24 protein-coding genes and 1 pseudogene are annotated in these 24145 nt (G+C 62.4%); 10 read left to right on the plus strand and 15 right to left on the minus strand.

Annotated elements, in window-relative coordinates; genetic code table 11:
* Nucleotides 1-25 precede the first annotated feature (25 nt).
* The 4 genes from FJ426_RS09400 (at nucleotide 26) to FJ426_RS09415 (ending at nucleotide 3114) form a co-directional block, all read left to right on the plus strand.
* Entirely contained in the window at nucleotides 26-766 is a 741-nt protein-coding gene (locus tag FJ426_RS09400; protein WP_140559957.1) for an amino acid ABC transporter ATP-binding protein, read from the plus strand.
* Nucleotides 767-790: 24 nt separating this feature from the next.
* Nucleotides 791-1618, plus strand: a complete 828-nt coding sequence (locus FJ426_RS09405) for a transporter substrate-binding domain-containing protein (protein ID WP_140559901.1) — start codon at nucleotides 791-793, stop codon at nucleotides 1616-1618.
* Nucleotides 1619-1684: 66 nt separating this feature from the next.
* The gene (locus tag FJ426_RS09410; protein ID WP_140559902.1) at nucleotides 1685-2401 is read left to right on the plus strand and encodes an amino acid ABC transporter permease; all 717 of its coding nucleotides are present in this window, start codon (nucleotides 1685-1687) and stop codon (nucleotides 2399-2401) included.
* 20 nt (nucleotides 2402-2421) lie between these two features.
* Nucleotides 2422-3114 (plus strand): amino acid ABC transporter permease, encoded by a 693-nt coding sequence (locus FJ426_RS09415; protein ID WP_140559903.1) that lies wholly within the window; start codon nucleotides 2422-2424, stop codon nucleotides 3112-3114.
* A 213-nt stretch (nucleotides 3115-3327) separates the two neighbouring features.
* Here FJ426_RS09415 and FJ426_RS31750 read toward each other — a convergent pair whose 3' ends face one another.
* The gene (locus tag FJ426_RS31750; protein WP_246675525.1) at nucleotides 3328-3528 is read right to left on the minus strand and encodes a hypothetical protein; all 201 of its coding nucleotides are present in this window, start codon (nucleotides 3526-3528) and stop codon (nucleotides 3328-3330) included.
* Nucleotides 3529-3611: 83 nt separating this feature from the next.
* Between FJ426_RS31750 and FJ426_RS31755 the strand changes: the two are divergent.
* The 3 genes and pseudogenes from FJ426_RS31755 to FJ426_RS31765 form a co-directional block, all read left to right on the plus strand.
* Nucleotides 3612-4115: pseudogene (locus tag FJ426_RS31755) on the plus strand (D-alanyl-D-alanine carboxypeptidase family protein); the annotation flags it as partial.
* A gap of 365 nt (nucleotides 4116-4480) precedes the next feature.
* On the plus strand, nucleotides 4481-4699 hold the full coding sequence (locus FJ426_RS31760; protein ID WP_246675528.1) for an SPOR domain-containing protein: 219 nt from the start codon (nucleotides 4481-4483) through the stop codon (nucleotides 4697-4699).
* A gap of 327 nt (nucleotides 4700-5026) precedes the next feature.
* Entirely contained in the window at nucleotides 5027-5401 is a 375-nt protein-coding gene (locus FJ426_RS31765; RefSeq protein WP_281405485.1) for an SH3 domain-containing protein, read from the plus strand.
* Nucleotides 5402-5664: 263 nt separating this feature from the next.
* On the opposite strand, the gene fdhF is transcribed toward FJ426_RS31765, so the two are convergent.
* The 4 genes from fdhF to glp form a co-directional block, all read right to left on the minus strand.
* Nucleotides 5665-8457 carry a formate dehydrogenase subunit alpha gene (gene fdhF, locus FJ426_RS09430; RefSeq protein ID WP_140559904.1) on the minus strand — a complete coding sequence of 931 codons (2793 nt, stop codon included), beginning with the start codon at nucleotides 8455-8457 and terminating at the stop codon, nucleotides 5665-5667.
* The gene (locus tag FJ426_RS09435; RefSeq protein ID WP_140559905.1) at nucleotides 8457-10130 is read right to left on the minus strand and encodes an NAD(P)H-dependent oxidoreductase subunit E; all 1674 of its coding nucleotides are present in this window, start codon (nucleotides 10128-10130) and stop codon (nucleotides 8457-8459) included. Before FJ426_RS09435 ends, fdhF begins: the two co-directional genes overlap by 1 nt.
* A 149-nt stretch (nucleotides 10131-10279) precedes the next feature.
* Complete coding sequence (locus FJ426_RS09440; RefSeq protein WP_140559958.1) at nucleotides 10280-10522, minus strand: sulfurtransferase TusA family protein; 243 nt, start codon at nucleotides 10520-10522, stop codon at nucleotides 10280-10282.
* An 85-nt stretch (nucleotides 10523-10607) separates the two neighbouring features.
* Nucleotides 10608-11864, minus strand: a complete 1257-nt coding sequence (glp, locus tag FJ426_RS09445; protein ID WP_140559906.1) for a gephyrin-like molybdotransferase Glp — start codon at nucleotides 11862-11864, stop codon at nucleotides 10608-10610.
* Nucleotides 11865-12014: 150 nt separating this feature from the next.
* On the opposite strand from glp, the gene FJ426_RS09450 reads away from it, so the two are divergent.
* Complete coding sequence (locus FJ426_RS09450; RefSeq protein WP_140559959.1) at nucleotides 12015-12899, plus strand: formate dehydrogenase accessory sulfurtransferase FdhD; 885 nt, start codon at nucleotides 12015-12017, stop codon at nucleotides 12897-12899.
* A complete protein-coding gene (gene mobA / locus FJ426_RS09455; protein ID WP_181176934.1) occupies nucleotides 12889-13530 on the plus strand; it encodes a molybdenum cofactor guanylyltransferase MobA in 642 nt (213 codons plus the stop codon). Before FJ426_RS09450 ends, mobA begins: the two co-directional genes overlap by 11 nt.
* On the opposite strand, the gene FJ426_RS09460 is transcribed toward mobA, so the two are convergent.
* From FJ426_RS09460 to FJ426_RS09480, 5 genes are all read right to left on the minus strand, one after another.
* Nucleotides 13514-15463, minus strand: coding sequence for a molybdopterin biosynthesis protein (locus FJ426_RS09460; protein WP_140559907.1), 1950 nt, complete (start codon nucleotides 15461-15463; stop codon nucleotides 13514-13516). The genes mobA and FJ426_RS09460 overlap by 17 nt on opposite strands.
* A 14-nt stretch (nucleotides 15464-15477) precedes the next feature.
* Complete coding sequence (locus tag FJ426_RS09465) at nucleotides 15478-16605, minus strand: molybdopterin-binding protein (RefSeq protein ID WP_140559960.1); 1128 nt, start codon at nucleotides 16603-16605, stop codon at nucleotides 15478-15480.
* 42 nt (nucleotides 16606-16647) lie between these two features.
* Entirely contained in the window at nucleotides 16648-17433 is a 786-nt protein-coding gene (locus tag FJ426_RS09470; protein ID WP_246675529.1) for an extracellular solute-binding protein, read from the minus strand.
* 62 nt (nucleotides 17434-17495) lie between these two features.
* On the minus strand, nucleotides 17496-18218 hold the full coding sequence (locus tag FJ426_RS09475; protein ID WP_140521330.1) for an ATP-binding cassette domain-containing protein: 723 nt from the start codon (nucleotides 18216-18218) through the stop codon (nucleotides 17496-17498).
* Nucleotides 18219-18220: 2 nt separating this feature from the next.
* On the minus strand, nucleotides 18221-18913 hold the full coding sequence (locus FJ426_RS09480) for an ABC transporter permease (RefSeq protein ID WP_140499362.1): 693 nt from the start codon (nucleotides 18911-18913) through the stop codon (nucleotides 18221-18223).
* Nucleotides 18914-19008: 95 nt separating this feature from the next.
* Here FJ426_RS09480 and FJ426_RS09485 point away from each other — a divergent pair, with 95 nt between their 5' ends.
* Nucleotides 19009-19884, plus strand: coding sequence for a helix-turn-helix transcriptional regulator (locus tag FJ426_RS09485; RefSeq protein ID WP_140517421.1), 876 nt, complete (start codon nucleotides 19009-19011; stop codon nucleotides 19882-19884).
* A 27-nt stretch (nucleotides 19885-19911) separates the two neighbouring features.
* Here the strand turns inward: FJ426_RS09485 and FJ426_RS09490 are convergent, their stop codons facing one another.
* The 5 genes from FJ426_RS09490 to FJ426_RS09510 all read right to left on the minus strand — a co-directional run bounded on the left by FJ426_RS09490 (nucleotide 19912) and on the right by FJ426_RS09510 (nucleotide 24144).
* Complete coding sequence (locus FJ426_RS09490; RefSeq protein ID WP_140559908.1) at nucleotides 19912-20118, minus strand: DUF6494 family protein; 207 nt, start codon at nucleotides 20116-20118, stop codon at nucleotides 19912-19914.
* Between the two features lie 284 nt (nucleotides 20119-20402).
* Complete coding sequence (gene ugpC, locus FJ426_RS09495; protein ID WP_140559909.1) at nucleotides 20403-21458, minus strand: sn-glycerol-3-phosphate ABC transporter ATP-binding protein UgpC; 1056 nt, start codon at nucleotides 21456-21458, stop codon at nucleotides 20403-20405.
* 25 nt (nucleotides 21459-21483) lie between these two features.
* Complete coding sequence (locus FJ426_RS09500; protein ID WP_140521326.1) at nucleotides 21484-22239, minus strand: ribonuclease activity regulator RraA; 756 nt, start codon at nucleotides 22237-22239, stop codon at nucleotides 21484-21486.
* Between the two features lie 106 nt (nucleotides 22240-22345).
* Nucleotides 22346-23224, minus strand: coding sequence for a carbohydrate ABC transporter permease (locus FJ426_RS09505; protein WP_140825185.1), 879 nt, complete (start codon nucleotides 23222-23224; stop codon nucleotides 22346-22348).
* Nucleotides 23221-24144 (minus strand): sugar ABC transporter permease, encoded by a 924-nt coding sequence (locus FJ426_RS09510; protein WP_224618856.1) that lies wholly within the window; start codon nucleotides 24142-24144, stop codon nucleotides 23221-23223. The genes FJ426_RS09505 and FJ426_RS09510 overlap by 4 nt, the downstream gene beginning before the upstream one ends.
* Nucleotide 24145: the final 1 nt, after the last annotated feature.

A 24145-nucleotide genomic window follows, 5' to 3' on the forward strand; every position in this document is an offset into this window, starting at 1 on the left:
CACACTTTCCGAAGGGCAACCAGCAATGCTTGAACTCAAAGATATAAAGCTGTCTTACGGAAGCACGCAGGTCCTGAACGGCGTCAATCTCTCGGTAAAGCGGGGTGACGTGGTGTCGATCATCGGCCCCAGCGGCACCGGCAAGACCACGCTGCTGAAATGCATCAACTATCTGGCCAAGCCGTCGTCAGGAACCATCGCGTTCGATCAGATTCGGATGGATTACCAGCGTGCCGACAAGGCCGCTGTCCAGGCGATCCGGTTGAGGACCGCGATGGTCTTTCAGCAGTTCAACGTCTTCAAGAACATGACGGTCCTCCAGAACGTGATGGATCCGCTCGTTGTGGTGCAGCGCAAATCCAGGGAAGAGGCGCAGGAAATCGCGCTCAGAGAGCTCGATCGGGTCGGTCTCTCGTCGAAGCGAGACAGCTATCCATCCCAGCTCTCGGGCGGCCAGCTCCAGCGCACCGGCATCGCACGCGCGCTGGCGGTGCGTCCTGACGTCATCCTCTTCGATGAGCCTACGTCATCGCTGGACCCTGAACTTGTCGGTGAAGTTTTGAAGGTGATCAAGGATGTCACGTCGTCAGGGATCACGTCGCTGCTTGTGACCCACGAGATGCAATTCGCAAAGAACATCTCGAACCGGATCGTCTTTATGGACCGTGGCGTGGTTGCCGCCGACGGCAGTCCGGCTGAAATCTTCGACGCGCCTTCCAGTCCACGACTGGCTCAATTCCTGCAGTCAGAACTCGCTTTTCAATAGCTCAACAAGTAGGGAACCCAAGAAATGTCTGCAATCACATCCGGTTTTTCCCGCCGCTATGTCCTGGCCGTCGCTGGTGGCATCGCAATTGCCCTCGCAACCGCTGGGATCAGCTATGGTCAGGCCGTCCGGACGGTCAAGATCGCGACGTCTGCCGAGTCCAAGCCGCTGGCCTGGGGCGCGATCGGCGTCGAACCGCAAGGCTATGAGCCCGATCTTCTGAGGGCGATCAATGCGAAGCTGCCGCAGTACAAGTTCGAAATGGAAGGTGTCTCTGACATCGCCCAGGAAACCGGCCTTGCCACCGGGAAGTACGACATCGCCGTAGGTGGCTACTACAAGTCGCCCGAGCGAGAGAAGCAATTCATCATTCCAGAGAACCCGATGGGCGCCAGTCTGATGAAAATCTACAGCAAGAAAGACAGCGGCATAAAGGAAATGAAGGACCTGGTCGGCAAGAGGATCGTTCCGACCACGGCAGGTGGCGGAACCTACAAGTTCATCATGAACTGGCAGAAAGAGAATCCGCAATATAAGCTCGACGTCACGGCATCGAGCGCCGGGATCCCCTACCCGAACCGCCTGGATGAAGTTCAGAACGGCAAGTTCGACGCATTGGTTCTACCGTCTAACCTCGGTGAGCAGGCGGTCATCGACAACAAGAAGCTCGATATCGTCGCATCCGATCCGGTCTACAGCAACAACACGTACATGCTGATTCACCGGTCAGCGGAAAACAAGATCCTGGCCGAGGAGGTCAACAAGGTGCTCAAGGAACTGAAGGACGACGGCACGATCGACAAGCTCTCGCAGAAGTGGTTCGGCGAGGACATCGTGAAATACATGAAGTAACAAGGCGTCCTCAGCTGCATCTGGACAGCCGGCGTTGAGGCAGAACTGCAAGAAGGAGTGTTCCAAGTGGACGTTTCTGCTATGATTCCCGAGTTGCTCTCGGCGTTGCCGCTGACGCTGGCCATCACTTTTACGGCCCTCATTGCTGGGTTCTGCCTAGCTCTCCTTGCGACAACACTCCGGGTCCGCAGGGTGCCAGTGATCAGTCACCTGGCGGATCTCTACGTATCCTATGCCCGGAGTGTTCCCGTCGTCCTCCAATTGTTCGTTGCGTTTTACGGGCTTCCCTTGCTGGTAATCCTGTTCGGCTCCGAAGATTTTTTCTCGCCGACGATCGCTGCGATGGTGGCATTGAGCTTTTATCACGGCGGCTACCTGTCAGAAGTCCTGCGACCTGCATATCTGGCCGTCGATCGTGGCCAGCATGATGCGGCAGACAGTCTTGGATATACCTTTCGCCAGAAAATCACGCGGGTCATCGGGCCACAAGCAGTGCACTTCGCATTGCCGGGCTACGGGAACTCCGTCATCTACCTGATCCATAACGTTGCGCTGGTGATGTACATCGGGGCGGCGGATGTCATGGCGACCGCGCATTTGATCATGGAGCGCGACTATAATCAGTACCAGTTCGAAACCTATCTCGTGCTGGCGGTCATCTATTCGGTGATGTGCCTGATCGCATGGCTCATCGTCCGCTTCTTCGAGCTTCGTTCCCCGATGCAGGCACCAGAGGCTACGTCACCTGCTCAGATCAAGAACACACTGATCGCGAGCGTGTGACCTAACAAGGGTATTTGACCATGTTTGAGACCGATATCCTGCTCCAAGACTCGCGGGAAATTCTGGGCGCCGTACCCGTAACGCTTGCAATGGCCCTCACGATCTTCGTGCTCTCGACGATGGTCGGCAGCCTGTTTGCGCTCGTGGAATATAGACGGATTCCCGCACTGCGAGAGCTCGTCATGGCCTACAAGGTCGTCTTCAAGGGCGTTCCGATGGTGATCGTGATCTTCCTCGCCTATTTCGGTCTTCCCCCCGCGCTTCAGTTTCTGTTTTCATTGGTTGGCATAGACTTCAACGCCCACCAAACGCCCAATTGGGTTATCCTTGTCATTGCGGTGACCGGCTGTGTCGCGGCGTTCCAGGCCGAGATTATCAAGGGAGCCCTCAACGCCTTTGACACCGGTCAGGCAGACGCAGCCTATTCGCTTGGCTATACAAGGGGCCAATTGTTTCGACGGGTGCTATTTCCCCAGGTCGCCCTGACAGCAATTCCCGATCTGACAACCTCGATGATGGTTATCATGAAGGCGCTTTCACTCGGATTCGCCATCGAGGTTGTCGATATCTTCGCGCAGTCACAGCTGACCGCCGCGTTGAATTTCTACTATCTCGAAGCCTTCGTAATTGCCGTCGTGATCTACATGGTGATTGCCTATATCGTCACACAAATCGCCGACAGGCTGGAGCAAGCGCTTAGGGTACGGACCTGAGGATGTAGAATAGAATCTTCTAGCAAGATCGGCTTGTCTTCCGCGGAAGCATCCTGGTAGTCGGCGCCGCAATCGATGCGCGCCTCGAGCCGTGCGGCGTTCCGCGAACCGTCACGGCGGCCGACCTTATCTGGTGCGGAATCGAGGGATAGAGCCGAGACAATTTGAGGCCTCTCGTTAAGAATGCGATAACCAATTGGTAACGGTGCCTGCCTAGCTTCGTGATCCGATGGCCGGCTCGCCCGGCCACATTTTACACGGAGCGGCGACGGGCGGGCGGATGTATCTGATATTGGAGAAGCTTGTCGCCTTGCCGGCGTCATTGTTGAAATTCGCCTTGAGGATCTCGGTCGTCATCGTGTTTTGCGCCGCCTCTGCTTCCGCCGTGCAGGCCAATTCCAGATTTTCAGGCATTGTCATCGATGCCAAGACAGGCAAGACCCCTCTACAGAGATCATGCGGACGCTCCGCGCTATCCAGCGTCTCTCACCAAGATGATGACGCTCTACCTCATCTTCGACGCGCTCGAGAGCGGCAGGATCTCGAAAGGCACGGCGATACCGGTGTCGGCCAATGCCGCCAACGAGGCTCCCTCCAAACTCGGACTGAAGCAGGGTCAAACGATCACCGTCGAACAGGTCATATTGGCCCTGGTAACGAAGTCCGCCAACGATGCCGCGACGGCCATTGGCGAGTTCCTCGGCGGGTCGGAGGTCGGCTTTGCACGTCTCATGACGCAAAAAGCACGACAGTTGGGAATGACCTCCACCACGTTCAGGAACGCTAACGGACTGCCCGACACAGCCCAGAAGACCACGGCGCGCGACATGGCACGCCTTGGCCTGGCGCTCAGGGATCATCACCCTGGCTATTATTCCTACTTCAACACCCGATCCTTCAAATACAAAGGTCGGCGCTTCGGCAATCACAACCATCTGCTCGGCCGGGTGAAGGGCGTGGATGGGATCAAAACGGGATACACGAATGCCTCGGGCTTCAACCTGGTTTCTTCCGTCGAGGCGCAGGGCCGCAGCATCGTCGCGGTGGTGATGGGCGGACATACGGTCAGGAGCCGAGATGCACGCATGAAGCGTCTCATCAGCCGCTGTCTGGCTAAGGCTTCCAACGGTCCGGACCGGTTCAGGATCGATCGTGGCGGAGAAAGCGCATTGGTCGCCTCCGCGGCTTCGAACGCATCGGTGCCCACTCCGACGTGGAAGCCAGCCCGGGTGGCCGATTCCCGAGCCGCTTTCGCCGCTGAGGCGATGGGCGATGTGTCCAGGGAGCAGGCCTTGTCTGCCGATGCCATCGATCCGATCAGCACCGCTTCCACCCAAGAGGTCAATGGATCATCCAGATTGGATCGATGCCAAGCAAGGCCGCAGCTCGTGAAATCCTTTCACTGGCGGCTCGCAAAGCGCCAAAACTGCTTTCGAACACTTCTGCTTTTACCGAGGCCTTCGAAAAAGATGGCGATGTGTACTACCGCGCCCGATATGCCGGCTTCGATAACAAGTCGGAAGCGTGGCGCGCTTGCGGGCGACTGGCGCTCAAAAAAATCGATTGCTACGCGCTCACTCGGTAGGTGGGATCGAACGCCCATGCGAACGCTGCAACTCGCCTCTCCCGACGTTGTCTCACCAGGACCACGCGGCAATATCGAAAGATGTCCTCGAGCCCTCTTCAATCCTTCGCATGGGGCTTCGCTGTGAGACGCCGCGGTTGTGCGCCTCGGAGCAACGTCGTCTCGTCGACTTATCAAGACACCGGTTGCGGCTTTTTCGTCACGGGTAGCGTCCTTCGTTGTTGCCTCATCGCTGCACTATGTGTTGCAACTGTCACAAAGGCCGGCCCTCAAGCTGCTGTCAACGGGATTGCCTTGCCCCGCTTCGCGTCGTTGAAGAGTTCTCCTGTGAATATGCGGGTCGGACCGGGCACCCAATATGACGTCGAATGGGTTTATGTCCGGCCCAGGATTCCGCTTGAAATCTACCAGGAATATGGAAACTGGCGGCGCGTGCGAGATTGGCAGGGAACATCCGGCTGGGTCTTCGGTCCGCTTCTTTCGGGGCGAAGGACCGCTGTAACCGCCCCATGGAGCAAGGACAAGATCGCGCTGCGCCGGAAGCCTTCGGTTTCCAGCCTCGTCACCGCCTGGCTGGCGCCGGAAGTAATTGTCGAACTGGTGCGCTGCGACGGGCAATGGTGCAGGGTCGCGGTCAAGTCGCTGGCAGGTTTCGTCAGGCAAACCCGCCTTTGGGGCGTCTATCCTAACGAAACACTCTAACAGCAGCACTCGTCAGAAGGCTGCTGCTGGTCGGCCGGTGATGGCATTTCGCGTCGCCTTCAGCCAAATCAAACCTCGCGAGAAGAACGCCGAGTTGAGGGCGTTCCGCACAACTATGGCTGACATCTGGCCGGCGATAGCGCCCCTCCCACCTGTCGCGAGCCTTCGCGACGGCCTGCCCGACTATTCCGGCGGCCGTCGAGCAATGGACTTCCTCAAGTCAGCCGTCTCCCAACACTACCTCCGCGGGCAGGTTCCAAACGTCATTCGGCAGCTTCGACCGATCTCGATGCCGCCACGATCCGCGCGGCACAATATTTGAACTCGGGGATCTTGCCGTAAGGATCGAGCATAGGATTGGTAAGCATGTTGGCCGGGCTCTCATTAAAGCAGAACGGCATGAACACCATGCCATCGGCGACCTCTCGATCGGCCCGCAGAATGGCTTCGACAATGCCGCGCCGCGTCTCCACGTTGATCACGTCTCCCTGCGCCAGGCCGCGGCGCTTGATCTCGTAGGGATTCATTGCAGCAATGCCGTAGGGCTCGATCGCGTTGAGCACCCCGGCGCGGCGTGTCATGGCGCCCGTGTGCCAGTGCTCCAGCAGGCGCCCGGTGGTTAGCACCAGAGGATATTCGTCGTCGGGCACCTCGTCGGGAGGCAGGAGGTCGGCGGGCACGATGCGCCCGCGGCCATCCGCGGTCGGAAACCCGGTGGTGAAGACGATCTCGTTGCCAGGAACATCAGGACCATCGGCAGGATAGACGACGGACTCCTCGCGTTCGATGCGCTCCCAGGAAATGTGCTTCAGCGACGGCATTACTTGCGCCATTTCGCCGAAGACGTCCGAAACGTGCCCGTAGTTCCAGTCCAGCCCCATGCGTCTGGCAAGCTCGATGATGAGATCGAGATCCTGCCGCGCCTCGCCCGGCAGGTTGACGGCCGGCCGGCCGATCTGCACCTGCCGATTGGTATTGGTGTAAGTGCCGAGCTTCTCAGCATGCGCGGAGGCAGGGAGCACCACGTCGGCATGCCACGCTGTTTCGGTCAGGAAGATGTCCTGAACAACCAGATGCTCTAGCTTGGCGAGTGCGGCGCGCGCATGGCTCTGGTCCGGATCGGACATGGCCGGGTTCTCGCCCATGATGTACATGCCCCGGATCTCGCCGTCATGGATCGCGTCGACGATCTCGACGACGGTCAAGCCGCGTTTGGGGTCGAGCGTCTGGCCCCAGAAATTCTCGTACTGGCCGCGGATATCGGCATTCTCCACCGATTTGTAGTCGGGGAAATACATCGGGATGAGGCCCGCGTCCGAGGCGCCCTGGACATTGTTCTGGCCGCGCAGCGGATGCAGGCCTGTGCCGGCGCGCCCGACATGCCCCGTGATCAGCGCCAGCGCGATCAGGCAGCGCGAATTGTCCGTGCCGTGGGTGTGCTGCGAAATGCCCATGCCCCAAAAAATCATCGAGCGCTCCGCCTTGGCATAGGTGCGCGCCACCTCGCGCAGTACACCGGCCTCGATGCCGCAGACGGGAGCCATCGCCTCGGGCGAAAAATCCTTCACCTTGGCCTTCAATGCCTCGAAGCCGGAGACATTGGCCTGGATGTACTGCTCGTCATAGAGCCTCTCTTCTATGATGACGTGCAGCAGCGCGTTGAGCATCGCCACGTCGCTGCCCGGCTTGAAGCGCAGCGCATAGCTGGCGTGGCGCATCAGTTCCTGGCCGCGCGGATCCATCACGATCAGCTTGGTGCCGCGCTTTGCCGCTTGCTTGAAATAGGTGGCGGCCACTGGATGGTTTGTCGCCGGCCGCGCCCCGATGATGATCACGCATTCGGCCTTCATGGCGTCCATGAAAGGCGCCGAGACCGCGCCAGAGCCGACGCCCTCCATCAGAGCGGCCACGGAAGAGGCGTGGCAGAGCCGGGTGCAGTGGTCGATATTGTTGGTGCCGAAACCCTGCCGGACGAATTTCTGGAAGAGATAGGCCTCCTCATTCGACCCCTTTGCCGAGCCGAAGCCAGCCAGCGCCTTGCCACCATGCTGGTCGCGGATGCGTTTCAGCCCGCTGGCAGCGCGCTCCAGCGCCTCTTCCCAGCTGGCCTCGCGGAACACTGTCAGCGGGTCGACACTGCGCAGATCAATGTCGCCGGCCTTCGGCGCGTCGTCGCGACGGATCAGCGGCTTCGTCAGCCGTTCGGGCGACATCACATAGTCGAAGCCAAAGCGCCCCTTGACGCAGAGCCGGTTCTCGTTCGCCGGACCGTTACGGCCGTCAACCTGGACGATTTTATTGTCCTTGACAGCGACCTGCGTCTGGCAGCCAACGCCGCAAAACGGGCAAACCGTATCGACGACCTTGTCGAACGCCTGGACGACACGCGTCTTGCCGGTCTCGTCCATCAGCGATTTCTCGTAGAGCGCACCAGTCGGGCAAGCCTGGACGCATTCGCCACAGGTGACGCAGGTCGACAGGCCCATCGGATCGTGCATGTCGAAGACAGGAATCGAGTGATTGCCGCGCTCGGCCATGCCGATCACGTCGTTGACCTGCACCTCGCGGCAGGCGCGCACGCAAGCGCCGCAGGTGATGCACGCGTCGAGATTGACGGCAATCGCCGGATTGGTGATGTCGAATTCTGGCGCTAGCCCCTCCTCGGTGAACTTGGAACGGTATCGGCTGCCCGAAATCCCCATCGAACCGGCCCATTGCCAGAATGCCGACTGGTTGTCTGGACCGTCGCTCGCCGGTCGCATGTTGCTTGCGAGGAGCTCGAATACCATCTCGCGCGATTTGCGGGCGCGTTCGGTATCGGTTTTCACGACCATGCCGGCGGAAGGCTGGCGAACGCAGGAGGCAGCCAGCACGCGCTCGCCTTCGATGTCGACCATGCAGGCGCGGCAATTGCCGTCGGGACGATAGCCCGGCATGTCGACATGGCACAGGTGCGGAATCTTTGTTTCCTGGCGCTTGGCGATATCCCAGATAGTCTCGCCGGGGGCGGCGCTCACGGTTTGCCCATCGAGGGTGAATACCACGCTCTCGGCCATCAGAGGTCACTCCGGAAATGCGTCAGCAGATGATTGATCGGGTTGGGCGCCGCCTGGCCCAGGCCGCAGATCGACGAATCGCGCATCACCGCTTCGAGGTCGCGAATCTTGTCTTCCGGCATCGGGCCCTGTTCCTGCAAGATGGCCACCAACTTTTCGGTTCCCTCGCGACAAGGCGTGCACTTCCCGCAGCTCTCATGTTTGAAGAATTTCATGAGGTTGAGCGTGACCTGCTTTATATTGTCGGCCTGCGAGAACACGACTATAGCATGGGAGCCGACGAAGGCGCCCTGCTTGGCCAGATCGCCGCCGAAATCGAGCGGAATGTCCCCCAGTGCTGCTGGCAGGATGCCGCCTGAGGCGCCGCCCGGCAAATAGGCCTTGAACTCATGACCGTCCGCCATGCCGCCGCAATAGTCGTCGATCAATTCGCGCACCGTGACGCCGGCCGGCGCCAGCTTGACGCCGGGATTTTTCACCCGGCCGGATACGGACCATGAGCGGATGCCGGGGTGGCCGGGCCTGCCCTGCGCAGCGAACCATTGCGCGCCCTTTTCGACGATGTCGCGGATCCACCAGAGCGTCTCGACATTATGGTTGAGGGTCGGTCGTCCGAACAGGCCGACCTCGGCGATGTAGGGGGGGCGGTGGCGCGGCATGCCGCGCTTGCCCTCGATGCTTTCCAGCATCGCACTCTCCTCGCCGCAGATATACGCGCCAGCGCCGCGGCGGAGCTCGATGAAGCCCGGCTTGACGATGCCGGTGGCCTCGAGCGCGGCGATCTCCTGACGAAGAATGGCGAGCACCGCAGGGTATTCGTCACGCATGTAAAGATAGATCCGTTCCGCCTCGACGGCGTGCGCCGCGATCAATGCACCCTCAAAGGCACGGTGCGGATCTCGCTCGAGATAGATGCGGTCCTTGAAGGTGCCGGGCTCACCCTCGTCGCCATTGATCGACATCAGACGCGGGCCCGGATAGGAGCGCACGAACTGCCACTTCTTGCCAGCGGGAAAACCCGCACCGCCCAGACCCCTCAAGCCCGCATCGCCCACGGTGGCGATGAGCTCGTCCGTGGTCAGCGCCCCAATCCGTACCCGCTGCAAAAGCTGGTAGCCGCCCGCCTGCCGATACGCCTCCAGCCCGACATAATCGGGCACGTTCACACCGGTCTCCGCTGCCGCGGCCATGCGCCTCAGGCCCTCGGCGGTTGCCTGGTCGACCTCGCGATCACCGATACGCGCGGCAGGCGCGCCAGCGCAACGGCCCATGCAGGGCGCGCGCATGACCCTGATCGCCGCTGGATCGGCGCCCGCTTGCAATTCAGCCAGGAGCGTGTCGGCGCCCGCCAGCATGCAACTCACTGAATCGCACACGCGGATTGTCAACGGCGCAGGCGGCATCTCGCCTTCCTTCACAACGTCGAAATGGTCGTAGAAGGTCGCCACCTCGTAGACCTCGGCCTGCGACAAGCGCATATCTTGCGCCAGCGCCCGCAAATGCCGCGCCGACAGGCAGCCATATCGGTCCTGGATCAGATGAAGGAATTCGATCAGCAAGTCGCGCCGTCGCTGGCGCGCGCCCAGGAGCGCCTGCACCTCGGCGAGCGCGGCGTCATCCAGCGGCCTGCCCTTTGGTCCGCGATCACGCGGCCGTCGTTCCTGGATCGTCATGTGCTCACCTCCCCGAGTGAAACGCCCTTACCTCTTAACGATACCCCGCGGACCAGGATGTCGACTATGAGGCACGACATGTCCCCTGCACGACCAGCGCAAGCATTGCCTCGCAAATCTTGGGGCCGCCGCCGACGGGGTGCAACTCGTCACATCGTCGCGGGCTGCGTCTTTTCGATCATGAACACGACGCGATCGCCGTCGCGTTCCGTCGCTTCAAGTTGCTCGCCCATCTCGTTGAGCAGATTGGGGATATCGATGACCGCCAGCGGGTCCGTGCAGTGAACCTCGAGCCGCTCGCCTGGCTTCAAGGCTTTCAGCGCCTTACGAGTCTTCAGTGCTGGCAAAGGGCACTTAAGCCCGGTCAGATCCAACTTCGTCGTGGTTATCATGGTCGGCATGATGCCCGACGGGACCTGGCCGCGTCAATCGAGCCTGGGTTGCGGCTCTCGTTTCGAGGACGCGATCCGACGGCGCTCACATAAGACTGGAATAGGGGAGGAACTGGACCGTGTGACCTGGCTCGACACGGACTATCTCCTCTCCCAACTCGACGAGACCGTCGGTCGCGACCAGGGATGATAACAGTCCTGCGCCTTCCCTGGGAAACTTCGTCGCTTCGTAGCATCCATCCGCGGCCGCGCGTACGCTTGCTCGCACATACTCCCGCCGTCCCTGCTTTTTGCTATAGGAAAAGGCGGCCCGCATAGCGATCGGGGGCGGCGGTTGCTGGAGGGCTCCCGCAAGGGCGAGGATTGCCGGGCGGGCAATATGCGCGAAGGTGACGAAGCTCGCCACCGGATTGCCAGGAAGTCCGATCAGCGGGGTTCCATCGATCACCCCCATGGCGACCGGCCGGCCCGGCTTGATCGCGACGCGCCAGAACACCAGGGTTCCGGCACTCTCGACGGCGGCCTTCACGCAATCTGCCTCGCCCGTCGACACACCGCCCGAAGTCAGGATCAGGTCATGGCTCAATGCCGCTTCGCTCAGCTTTTCAGCGATCAGGCTACTATCGTCCACGAGGATACCGAGATCGGTGATGTCGCAGCAGAGTCGAGCGAGCATCGCCGTCAGCATGAAACGGTTGGAGTCGAAAAGCTGCGCCTGTCCGCGCATGTCTCCCGGCGCGACGATTTCGTCTCCGGTCGAGAACACTGCGACGCGTATCCTGCGCCTAACCTGGAGTTCCGTGAACCCCAATGCGGCGGCGAGCGCGATATCTTGCGGCCGCATCCGATGGCCCGCCGGGAGGACGGTCTCGCCCAATGCGACATCTTCACCCGCAGGGCGCACATTGGCACCCTTTTTCAGGCCGGGCGGGAGAAGGATCCTGCCGGAGCCGTCGATGCTCACGTCTTCCTGCATGAACACCGTGTCGACCCCGTCGGGCATTGGAGCGCCAGTGAAGATGCGTACCGTCTGGCCCGGCCGCACAGGTTCATTCGCCGCCATGCCGGCCTGAACCCTCCCGGCAACGGCGAATGCCGTCTCGACGGTCTGCGGCAGATCTGCCCCTCGCACGGCGTAGCCGTCGACCGCGGAATTCGTGAAGGGCGGCAGCGGCAGCGATGCCACCATCTTTTTTGCCAGGACGCGCCCATCCGCCAGCAAGAGCGGGACCGTCTCGACCTCCTGTACGGCGCTGAGTTTCGAGGCGATCAGCGCGGCAGTCTCGTCGATGGGCCGCATCTGTCCGCCGAAAGCGAAGCAGTCATCCGAGATTTGCGCCATTTATATTCCCACTCTACGAGCGTGTCGGCTTCTTCGTAATCGCATCAATCCGGCTTTTTTTAATCAGCTTCGGTTGAACAGCCTGTAAGATACGGCAAGCTAGCGCAGGCGCGAGCCAGAATACGACGTCAGGAGACTGCCATGCCTTTGATGCTACGCCAACCGGAACACGCCATCATCACACCCGATCCGCAAGACCAACGGCTGACGGAGCTGGTTGCGGGCATCGACCATACAGGCGCGGCGGTAGAGGTCCGCGTACCGATCGAACGTGCCCTGACGCTCTATCTCAACGCTCAGGAGATCGTCACGATGATGACGGTCAACGACTATCCTGAATATCTTGCGCTCGGCTATCTGCTGAACCAGAACATGCTTCTGCCCACCGATGTGGTGACGGACGTCGAGTATGACGAGGACCTCCAGGTCGTGGTCGTTCGCACCGAGCGCAACACCGACTACGAGCAGAAGCTCAGAAAGCGAACGCAGACTTCGGGTTGCGCCCAAGGCACTGCCTTCGGCGACGTGCTGGAGGCGATCGAAGACATCACGCTCCCGCCCGCTGAGCTTCGCACCTCCTGGCTCTACGAGCTGACGCACAAAATCAACACCATGCCGTCGCTCTATCTGGAGGCAGGCGCGATCCATGGCTGCGTCCTTTGCAGAGAGGGCACGCCAATCTGCTATATGGAAGACGTCGGCCGCCATAACGCTGTCGACAAGATCGCCGGCTGGATGTACCGCCACGCCATCGATCCGGGGGATAAGATCATGTACACGACCGGGCGGCTGACCTCCGAGATGACGATCAAGACGGTTCGGATGGGCATTCCCATCCTGGTTTCGCGTTCCGGCTTCACCGCCTGGGGTGTGGCGCTGGCCCGCCAAGTGGGGCTGACGCTGGTCGGCCGGGCGCGCGGCAAGCGCTTCACCGCACTTTCGGGCCAGGAGCGGATCGTCTTCGACCAGGATATCGCTTCGGTCGATGAGGAAGCGCCGCGCCACCGCCGCAAGGGTGCCGAGCATGACGACTGAGCGGCCCATGACGCTGGGCGTCGTGCTCGCCGGCGGTCTGGGTCGGCGCATGGGCGGCGGGGACAAGCCGACGCGCGTGATCGGCGGACGCACGATGCTCGAGCATGTCATCGAACGGCTAGGACCTCAATGCGACGGGCTCGTGCTTAATGCCAATGGCGACCCCGTTCGCTTTGCCCGTTTTGGCCTGCCAGTCGTTGCCGACACGATCGAGGATTATCCTGGGCCGCTCGCCGGCATGCTCGCCGCGCTCGATTGGACGGCGGACAACAGGCCCGACGTCGAGTGGGTGGTCAGCGCCGCCGGTGATTGTCCTTTCCTGCCGCGCGACCTCGTTGCACGCCTCCAGCGGGCGCGCATGACCGAGGGGGCGGATTTGGCGGTGGCGGCGTCCGGCGGTCAGACGCATCCGGTCATCGGGCTCTGGAAAGTCGCCCTGCGGGACGAATTGCGGCATGCGTTGACCAACGAGGGCCTGCGCAAGATCGACCGGTGGACCAGTCGCTACGGCCTTGCCACCGTATCCTGGCCGGTAGAGCCGGTGGACCCGTTCTTCAACGCCAACACAGTCGATGACCTCGCCGAAGCCGAGCGGCTGGCCGCGTTGCTTGCCGCTAACCCGGCCGGCTGAACCCCGCGCGCTCCAGCGCCGAATGCACCTCGTCGGCCTGGAGGACTTCGAGGAACGCGTGCACCGCGGGCCGATCCTTTCGCGCGCAAACCAGCGCGAAGTCGTAGTGCTCTTCGGTCAACGGGATAAGACCGAGCCCGGCCGCACGCGCGACCGGCGCGATGGTGACGCCCCAGTCAGCGCGCTTCTGCGCTACCGCCGCGGCCACGGCATTGTGTGTGCGCGGCTGGTTCCAGTAGCCGTCCGGGCGTTCCGCGCCGAGGAGTTGGTCGATCAGGATACGCGTTCCCGAGCCTTGGTTGCGGTTGACCATCATGCAATCGGGATCGGCGAGCGCGGCACGGACCGCGTCCTCCGCGCCGAGGCCCTCGAAGCGCTCGTCCCCTCGGCGGAACACCAAACCTTGCATGCGGCGCCAGCCTGGCACGAGTTCGAGACCGTCACCGAGGAAGGGCGCGTTGTAGTTCCGCGTCTTCGGGTCGAAGAGATGGATGGGAGCGAGATCGCACTCGCCGCGCTTGGCCGCCGCAAGACCGCCCAGGCTTCCCACAGAAAGCGAGCGCACCGAAATCCCGCGACGCGAAAGTTCGCCAACGACCAGATCGAGGCCGACGCAATGACTGCCGATGACGACGAGGTCGGGAACGCGGACCCGCGGCGTGAACAGCGTCACCGCTACGTCGGCACCGGCAGGCACGTGATCGGCCAGGGCCTCGATGCGCATGAAGCCATCCGCCTGCGTAAAGGATGTTATCGCTCCCGAGCCCTTACCAGTCGGATAGGCCGTCAATCCTCCCTGCCCTTGCACAAGGGAGACCATCGCGAATTCGGTCCGTCCGAGTTCTGAAGGAACCCGCAACGGAAGGCTTGCGGTGACCTGAGCATCGACGCGCGGCGGCAGCCCCGCCATGCGCCGCAGGGCGGGTACCACCATGTCATGGAAGGTGAACATGGCCGAGGTCGGAAATCCCGGCAGGACGATGACCGGCTTGCCCCCGCACACCGCCAGGCAAAGCGGCTTTCCGGGCTTCAGCGCCACGCCGTGGGCGATGATGCCGGGTTTGCCCAGTCGGCCGATAATGCGATGCGTGATATCCCCTGCTCCTTTGGACGTGCCGCCCGACAGGATCATTACGTCGTGGGCGGCGAGCGCCTCGCGCATAGCCGTCTCAAGTGTTGCCTCGTCGTCCGGGAAGGCGCCGATAAAATGCGCTTCGCCGCCATTTTCAGTGACCGCCGCAGCGATAATCGGTCCGTTGGCATCATAGATGCCGGCCGCCCGCAGCAGCTCGCCCGGCTGAACGAGTTCATCGCCAGTGGAGAGCACGGCCACGCGTGGCCTGCGCGCCACGGCCACTTGTGCGATTCCGCACGCGGCGAGCATGCCGATTTCGCGCGAGCCGATTTGCGTTCCGGTGCGCAGCACGACCTCTCCTCGCGCCATGTCGGATCCTGCATTGGAGACAAACTGGCCGGGCGAGATGCCGCGCCCCACCTCGATGGCACTCAACCCCACCGGATGCGTATGCTCCACCATGACGATGGCGTCCGCGCCACGCGGCAGCGGCCCGCCGGTTGCGATGGGCGTGGCGGTTCCGGTCAGAACGGGGAGTTGCGGAACCGTGCCGCAGGCAATCGCTTCCGCATTCAGCTCAAGCCGAACGGGACGGGTTTCAGAGGCGGCAGCCAGATCGGCGGCACGTACCGCGAAGCCATCGACATTGGAGCGGTCGAAGGGCGGCACGTCGACCGGCGCCGCCACGTCTTCGGCAAGAACCAGCCCGAGCGCGTCGGCCAGCGTCCGCGTCTCGGTCGGCAACGAGCGGGGAAACAGCGCTGCCTCGAAGCGCGCCAGCGCAGCTTCGCGCGACAATATCGTCAGGAACTGCTCCTGCCCGCTGTTCTGCCCGGCCGATGATGGAGAATTCGTCATAGCGGCTCACTCGATCAAAAGTTGCGGAGCGGAAAGGCGGAGACGGGCGTGCCGGCGGCATACCCTTCGCTATCGCCCGGGACCGCAAGCCAGGCGTCGGCAAGCCGCATGGCGTCCAGCGAAAAGTCGCCGACGGCGAGCGGCGTCCACATCTCCCGTTCCTTCCCGAGCAGAACGAGCTCGTAAAGTCCGACCGCGGATGAGATTTTCCGCGAGAGCGGCAAGATGATGCCGGACCGTTCAGATCTGCCCGACAGGCGGTCCAGGACTGGCTGGACAAGCGCAAGGAACCCGGCGAAGGCTTGGTGCGGCGATCCGGCCAATGCGACCACCGGTGTCTTGCCGAGCCGGCCTATTGCCGTTGTCCCTCCGGGCCGTAAGGCAATGCCGTGCCCAATCAACACCCCGCGCCGCGCCAGAGCCTCGGCGGTCACGTCGGCGTGGCCGTCACCAGTACCGCCGATCAGGAGCAGAAAATCGCAGGCCTCGCCATCAAGAGCGACAATGATCGATGCCGCGTCGCGCTCTACGGTCTCTATACCGACGATCGAAACGCCCGAGGCACTCAGGCTCTCGACCACGAGCCGCATGGAGAATGTCTCGTGGCTGTCGGCAGCGACATCGATCACGCGCACGCGCGGGCTCCGTATGGCAAGCTGGCTCAGCCCCACTTTGCGGGCGACCAGCAGGTCGGCGACGCCGATCGCCTTTCCCTCAAGCATTGGCGGGCGGGCCGCCGCCATATCCTCGCCCGCCCGGCGCACACCATGACCGGGCACGGCTTCAGCTGCTGCTTGGATCATCGGTCCACTGCAATCGACGAGGCCGGCCTGCAGCACACAGTCGCGATCTTCAGGCATGGCCTCACCCGTCTCGACCCAGATCGGCGCGACCGGCAAAACTAAGGGCGAATAGGCTGATGCCCCCACGAGGTCGAGGGCGCGACACGCCCAGCCGTCAATGGCAGCGATATCTCGCACAGGCTGAGCCGGCACGACAGGCGGCATCCCGGCAGCGACATAGCCCAAGGCTTGTTCAAGCGGCACCAAGCGGGGGGTGACGGGCATTACACCATGGAGCAGCGCGTCGAGCGCCGCTTCCAGGAGAGTCAGCGGGCCCGTCGAAGAAAACGTTCTCGTCATGGCGCGATATTGAAGCAGACGCGAGCCTGTTTGCAACCAGCTTCAGGAACGCCCGCGCTGCGCGTTCGGGAAGAAGAGCTGCTGGCCGTCGATCTTGTACTCTCCGATCGCCTTCTGGCCTTCCGGAGAAATCAGCCAATCGATGAAGCGCTGGCCGGCCTCCACTTTGACGCTTGGATGCTTATGAGGATTCACCAGCATCACGCCATACTGATTGAACAGCCGCTTGTCGCCCTCGACGGCGATGTCCAACTCGCCACGATTCTTGAACGACAGCCAGGTGCCACGATCGGAAAGCGTATAGGCGTTCATGGCTGCCGCGGCGTTGAGCGCCGCCCCCATGCCCTGCCCGATCTCCTTGTACCATGGGCCCCTGGCCGCCTCGATGTCGATGCCGGCCGTCTTCCACAGACCCAATTCGGCCGAATGGGTGCCGGACCTGTCACCACGCGACACGAAGGCCGCCTTCTTGGCTTTGATGGCAATCAGCGCGGCTGCGATGTCCTTGGTCCCGCTGACGCCCGCCGGGTCGCTCTTGGGGCCAACGAGGACGAAGTCGTTGTACATCACGTCGAAGCGCTTCACCCCGAAGCCTTCCTCGATGAACTTCTCCTCCTGCGCCTTGGCATGGACGAAGACCACGTCGGCATCGCCGCGCCGACCGGTGTCGAGCGCCTGACCGGTGCCCTGAGCGACAATCTTCACGCCGATGCCGGTTTTCTTCTCGAACAGCGGCAGGATGTGATCGAACAGGCCGGAATCCTGGGTCGAGGTCGTCGACGCCAGGACGATCGACTGGTCCTGGGCAGGCGCGCCGCCTGCTAGCATCAGAAGCACCACAAGCGCAGAGAATATTCGGCGGGTCAGCATCTCAATCTCGGTCCAGTTGATCAAAGCACGAGCTCGCCGCGCACGAAGGCAGCGGCTTGCGGGGTCGCGGGGCGGTCAAGGAAGTCGTCGGCGTCGGCATGCTCGCAAACGCGCCCTCGGAGCAGAAAAACGACGTCTCCCGCGATTCTGCGCACTTGACCGAGATGGTGCGACGCCATGATGATCTTCGTGCCCGATTGGGCAGCCGTGATGATGATCTGCTCGACAAAACGCGTCGCCGCCGGATCGAGGCTGGCTGTCGGCTCGTCGAGCAGCAGGATTTCCGGCTGGCGCGCCAGGGCGCGGGCGAGGGCCAGCCGCTGCTGCTCGCCACCGGAGAGATGCCGTGCCGGACGTGTCGCGAGATCGAGAAGACCGACGCGCTCGAGCAGTTCCTCCACGCGCGGGGCCCGGAGCCGGCGCGGACAGCCCGCTTGAGCCAGTGCATAGGCGACATTCGCGGCCGCCGAGCGACGCAGCATCACCGGCTTCTGGAACAGGATTGCACGCCGTGTCGGCGGGGAAAACGTTCGTCCCCCCCAAGTCAGGGTTCCAGCAGAAGGTGCAACAAGCCCCATGCAGAGCCGCAGCAGGGAGGTTTTGCCCGACCCGTTCGGGCCGACGACCAGAGTCGGCGCGCGCGGCCCGATCGTCAGGTTCACCCGGTCCAGGATGGTCGTCGCACCGGCGACCAGCGACACGTCATCGAGGACAAGTGGAAGATCGCTCTGAGCAGCCCGCATCCCTAGCCAGCCCGTTGCTCGGACCAAACTCGCACGCCCCAGGCGGCGGCGTTGATCAGCAAGATGAGGAAAATCAGCATCAGGCCGAGCCCCATGGCGAGCGGCAGGTTTCCCTTCGAGGTTTCAAGTGCGATTGCCGTCGTCATGGTGCGGGTGAAGCCATCAATGTTGCCGCCGACGATCATCACGGTGCCGACCTCGGCCGCCGCCCTGCCGAAACCCGCGAGCAGAGCCGTGACGAGGCTGAAGCGGCCGTCCCACAAAAGCGTGGCGACCAAGCCCGCCGGCCCGACCTGCATCGCAGTCAGTTCCTCACGGTACTCGCGCCACAGATCCTCGACCGTTTGGCGAGTCAGAGCGGCAATGATGGGCAGCACCAATAGCGCCTGCGCGATGACCATCGCGGCGGGTGTGAACAAGAGGCCGAATTCACCCAGCGGCCCGGATCGCGATAGCAGCAGATAGACCGTCAGCCCGACCACCACCGGCGGCAGGCCCATGAAACCGTTCAGCAGCACGACGATCGCCGAACGACCGGGAAAACGTGCCAGCGCGATAATTGCGCCCAGCGGCAGGCCTGCGACCATGGCGATCGCGACAGCCGAAAGGCTCACGGCGAGCGACAGGCGCACGATGGCAAACAGCGTGGCGTCGCCGCTCGCGATCAGTTGCCATGTGCCCAGCCCTTCCGACATTGCTCCTCGCAGTCCTGTCCCGTGTCAATGTCCTGCAACTCCTCCGTCACTGTCAAATCCTTGAACCTGAACAGGAATATGCATATCAATGCAGGATGGATTTGCTGACGACGTCCGAAGCCGCCGACTATCTGCGCATTGGTGAGCGCAAGCTTTATGAGCTGATTGCGGAGGAGCGTGTCCCGTGCAGCAAGGTGGCGGGCAAGTGGCTGTTTCCACGGCATGAACTCGACCGTTGGGTCATGTCGGGGTTGGTCCGGCCCGCAGGAATGACGCAATCCGAGCCGCCGCCGATCGTCGGTGGCAGCCAGGACGACCTGCTCGAATGGGCTCTCCGCCAATCAGGCTCCGGCCTGGCCTTTCTGACGGAAGGCACGGAAGCCGGCGTGACACGCCTGCTGCGCGGCGAGGTGTCTGTCGCCGCGATCCATTTCCACAGCCCCGACCCGGACCCGAATGTCGCCGCGATTGCGACCAGACCGCGGCTTTACGATGCGGTGCTGGTCGGATTCGCCCGCCGCGAGCAAGGCCTGCTGCTCGCGCCAGGCAATCCAAAATCGCTCAACAACCTGACCGACGTCCTTGCGACCGGCGCACGCATCGCGGTTCGTCAACGCGGCGCAGGCGCGGACATGCTGCTCACGCAATTGCTGGCGGACTCCGGCGCGAAACAAGACGACGTCAACCGGTTGGAGCCGCCCTGCCTGACCGGACCCGATCTCGCGGCTGCCGTGCGCATTGGCAGGGCCGATTGCGGAATTGCCACGCGCGCGGCCGCCCGCGCCGCTGGCCTCGATTTCGTTCCATTGGCCTGGGAAAGTTTCGATCTCCTGATGCGGCAGCGGACCTACTTCCAGCAACCGATCCAGGCGCTCCTGCGTTTCCTGCGGCAGGAAATCTTCGCCAGCCGCGCCGCCGAGCTTTGCGGATACGATCCATCGCCGGCCGGGCAGATACGGTTCTTCAAATAGCCGCCGACCCCGATCAAGCCGCAGCTCTCATCCAAGATCGATCTCGCCCTCGACGACATGGCGCAAGCCTGCCGGCCCCGAGGTGATGACGGCCCTCACGGTCAGTCGGCCCTGTCCTTTCAGGCCCTTCTCCGCGACGGCTTTCTCGATTGCCTGCTGCGAAGTCACGCCGACCTGCTTCAGGAACTTGCGCATGGAGACGTTGAAGGGATCGGTTTCCATATTCTGGGTCATATGATTGCCTCGAACGGTGTGGACGATATGGCCGGTCCGGCAAGCTTGGTGCCCGCAACGGCGGCGCTGCGCTAACGGAGCACGGAATGGCCCGGGGTGCAACGAGGACGACGCCCGCACTATGTCTGATGCGGTCCGTTCCTCTGTGGCCTAACAACGCGTGGTGCCGAGATCCCTGGTCATGCCGGAGCGCCGCGGGCGATTGCCGTGACGGCCGATGGGTAAACGGCGATCACCGGTGGTTTCGCGATGGAATGGGCTGCTTTTTCGCCCGTCAGCGCGCCCTAAGCAATCCTGGTGCCACTACGAGCATCGAACAGATGCACCTTGGATACGATGATCTCCAACCCAACCTCTTGATCAAGTTTGAAGGGCGGCTGATCCCGCACCTCGGCCACGAGGTCCACTCCACCTGCACTTAATGTAAGCTCCTGGGCCTCACCGGTCGGTTCGACCACTTGCACCCTCGCCTGAGAGTGGTTGCCACCAACCGAAATGTGCTGCGGACGAATCCCGTAGACTACCCCATCTCTGTCGCCCATCCGAGCATCCGCCGGCAAGGGTAAGCGCAAGCCCTGATCGGCGACAAATGCGCCGTTGTCGATGCGGCCCTCGATCAGGTTCATTTCCGGCGAGCCGATAAAGCTTGCGACGAACAGATTGGCTGGGTTCTCGTAGAGCTCGGAGGGGCTGCCGATCTGTTCGATCCGGCCTTTGTTCAACACCACGATGCGGTCGGCGAGCGTCATCGCCTCGGTCTGGTCATGCGTGACATAGATGCTTGTTCGGCCGAGCCGTTGGTGAAGCTTCTTGATTTCGGCGCGCATCTTGACACGCAACTTGGCATCGAGGTTGCTGAGCGGCTCATCAAACAGGAAAGCGGCTGGATCGCGCACGATGGCGCGGCCCATGGCGACACGTTGGCGCTGGCCGCCGGACAACTGCCGCGGCATGCGGCCAAGCAGATCCTGCAGGCCAAGGATTTCGGCCGCCGCCTTGACCCTCGAGACAATCTCTTCCCTAGGGACCTTCGCCAGTCGAAGCGCGAAGCTCATATTGTCGGCCACGCTCATATGCGGATAGAGCGCGTAGCTCTGGAAGACCATGGCTATGTCGCGCGACTTGGCCGGCATCTCGTCGACGACACGCCCGCCGATGCGGATCTCGCCGGTCGTCTGCTCTTCCAGCCCGGCGATCATGCGTAGCAGCGTTGACTTGCCGCAGCCTGACGGACCGACCAGCACCACGAACTCGCCGCTGGCGATCTCGATATTGACATCGCGCAAAACTTCCACGGCGCCGAAGCTCTTGCCGAGCTGTTCTATCTCAATTGCAGACACCTATTGTCCTCCCGTCCGGCACCACTCATTTTTGTTGAGCATGCCGCCATGCTCGGTATTCGGCCTCGCCCTCGGGGCTCAACGGATAGTATTTCCGCAGGTCTCCCCCTTGCGCCAGGCGCGAGCGCGAAAACTCTTCCCACTCAATATGCGCGCCGGCGAGCTCGACCAATTTTGGAGCAAGGGCGACCGGCACGACGACCACGCCGTCATCGTCGGCGACGATGATATCGCCAGGGATGACCAGCACGTTCGAGCAGGCGATGGGAACGTTGACGGCGAACGGCACGATGTTGGTTTGGGCGTGGAAATTCGGCGTGACGTCCCTCACCCAGATGCCGATGTCCAAAGCCGCCGCCTGGGCGGAATCGCGGATGCAGCCGTCGACAACCACGCCGGCCCCGCCGCGCCCGGCGAAATAGGTCAGCATCATCTCGCCGAAGATGCCGCTTCCCAGATCGCCGCGCGCATCGACCACCACCATGTCGCCCGGCTGCGTGGGATAGAGCACGTGACGGTGTAACTGCCGCTCCGGCTCCTCATATTCGGTCTCGTTGTAGAGATCCTCGCGCTTCGGCATGCACTGGAGCGTGAGAGCAGGCCCCGCCGCTGTGCGGCCCAGCCTCAATGGACGCGGGCCCCGTATCTGCGGGTCGCGAATGCCCATCTTGTGGTAGAGTTCGCTGGCCAGCGTCGCCGAGCCGATCGCCGCAAGCGCATCGACCAATTGTCTCGGCGGCCGCGAAATGTCCGATATCGCCGGTATCTGATCAGCTGCCATTCCGTATCCTCCGATTGCGCGGCGAGGTCCCTGACCCCACCGATCGTCACTCAGTTGCGTATCCCGTCGTCGAAGCCGTCGAGCGTTCTGGGTGCATGTCCGCCATTCAGCCGCGGACGGCACCGGTGGTGAGACCCTTGACCAGCAGCCCCTGGGCAAACCAGACAAACACCAGGGTCGGGATGACCATCAGGACGCCGGCTGCCGACATCGCGCCCCAGTCGATGCCGAATTGCGAGACGAAGTTGGTGAGCCCGACCGGCAGAGTCTGCGCGGCCTTGCTTGAGGTCAGGGTCAGGGCAAGCAGCAGGTCGTTCCAGGTGAAGAGGAAGGTGATGACCGCGCTGGCGCCAATACCAGGAGCAATCAGCGGCGTCACGATCTGGACCAGCGTGCGCACCGTGCCGGCGCCGTCCGACTGGGCAGCCTCCTCGATCTCTTTCGGCACGTCCTGGATGAAGCCCAGAAGCAGCCAGATGGCGACAGGCAGTTTGGCCGCCGTATGGCTCAGGATCAGCGCCCAGATGGTGTCGAGAATGCCCATGGCGGCAAACACGGCAAAGAGCGGAATGGCAAGCGCTATGACCGGGATCATGCGCATGATCAAAAGCAGCCCGAAAATCAGCATGGCGCCCGGCATCCTGAAACGCGACAAGGCATAGGCGCAAGGAATGGCCAGCAGATGGACGAGGATGACCGTCGCCGTCGAGACGATGACGGTGTTCCAGACATAGTCCATCGTGTCGTACTCCGCGAAAACGGAGACGTATTGTGTTAGCGTCGCGGTCTCGGGAATGATGTGCACCGGCACCGAGAAGATGTCGGCCGAACTGCGGATCGACGTTAGGAACAGCCATACCAGCGGAAAGACGGTGAACGCGACGGTCAGGGCCAGCGCCATATACTGGCCGGCGGTTCCCACCGTAAATCGACGGCGCCGGCGCTTTGGCCTGGGACGTGCGCTAACGATTGCGGCTTCGCTCATATCGCTCTCCGTTTCGCAATCAGCCACGGTATTCCGTAGAGGAGCCCGAGCACGAACAGCGACATCCCCAAAGCAATGTAGGAGACGGCCGCCGCATGTCCGAAATCCACCGCCTGAAACGCCAGCAGGTAGGAATAGACGGTGAGCAGGTTGGTGGCGCCGCCCGGCCCGCCCTGCGTCATCAGCCAGACGACGTCGAAGGTCCGGAACGTGTCGATGATGCGAAGCATCAGGGCGATCATGATGATCGGACGCATCAGCGGCAGCACGATATGCCAGAAGCGCTGCCATGGCGTGGCGCCGTCCACGGTGGCCGCCTCGAGCGGTTCCTGCGGCAAGGACTGCAGGCCGGCAAGGAACAGTAGCACCATCAACGGCGTGTTCTGCCAGACATCGGCGACGATCACCGAGACGAGCGCCCAGGTCGGATGGTTGAGCCATGGAATGTCGGGCAGGTTGAACATGCGCAACAGCGCGTCGACCAGGCCGTACTGGGTGTTGAACAGCCACCGGAAATTCAGGCCCACCACTGCGGGCGCGATCATCGGAGGCACCAGGAGCAAGGTGCGCGCGAGCCGCATGCCGCGCAATTTGCCATTGACGAGCACGGCGATCGCCATTCCAGCCACCACTTCAATCGTGATCGAAATGATGCTGAATATGGTCTGATTTCGCAGTGCCTGGTTGAACTGGCGGCCGAAGAGTTCGTCGGTGTAATTTGCCATCCCGATGAAGGGCGCCGAACCGCTCAGATCCCAGCGGAAGAAACTCATGGTGAAAGAGTATCCGAGCGGATAGAGCAGGATGGCCAGCATGACGAGGAGCGCCGGGCTGGCCAGAAGGTATCCTCTCTGCCAGGTGTAGGGCAGCGGCGAACGTCGCCGACGCCTCGACACTGTATGCTGCGCGACGGACGGCATC

The organism is Mesorhizobium sp. B2-6-4, assembly GCF_006441495.1.
In the GTDB taxonomy this organism is placed as follows: Bacteria; Pseudomonadota; Alphaproteobacteria; order Rhizobiales; family Rhizobiaceae; genus Mesorhizobium.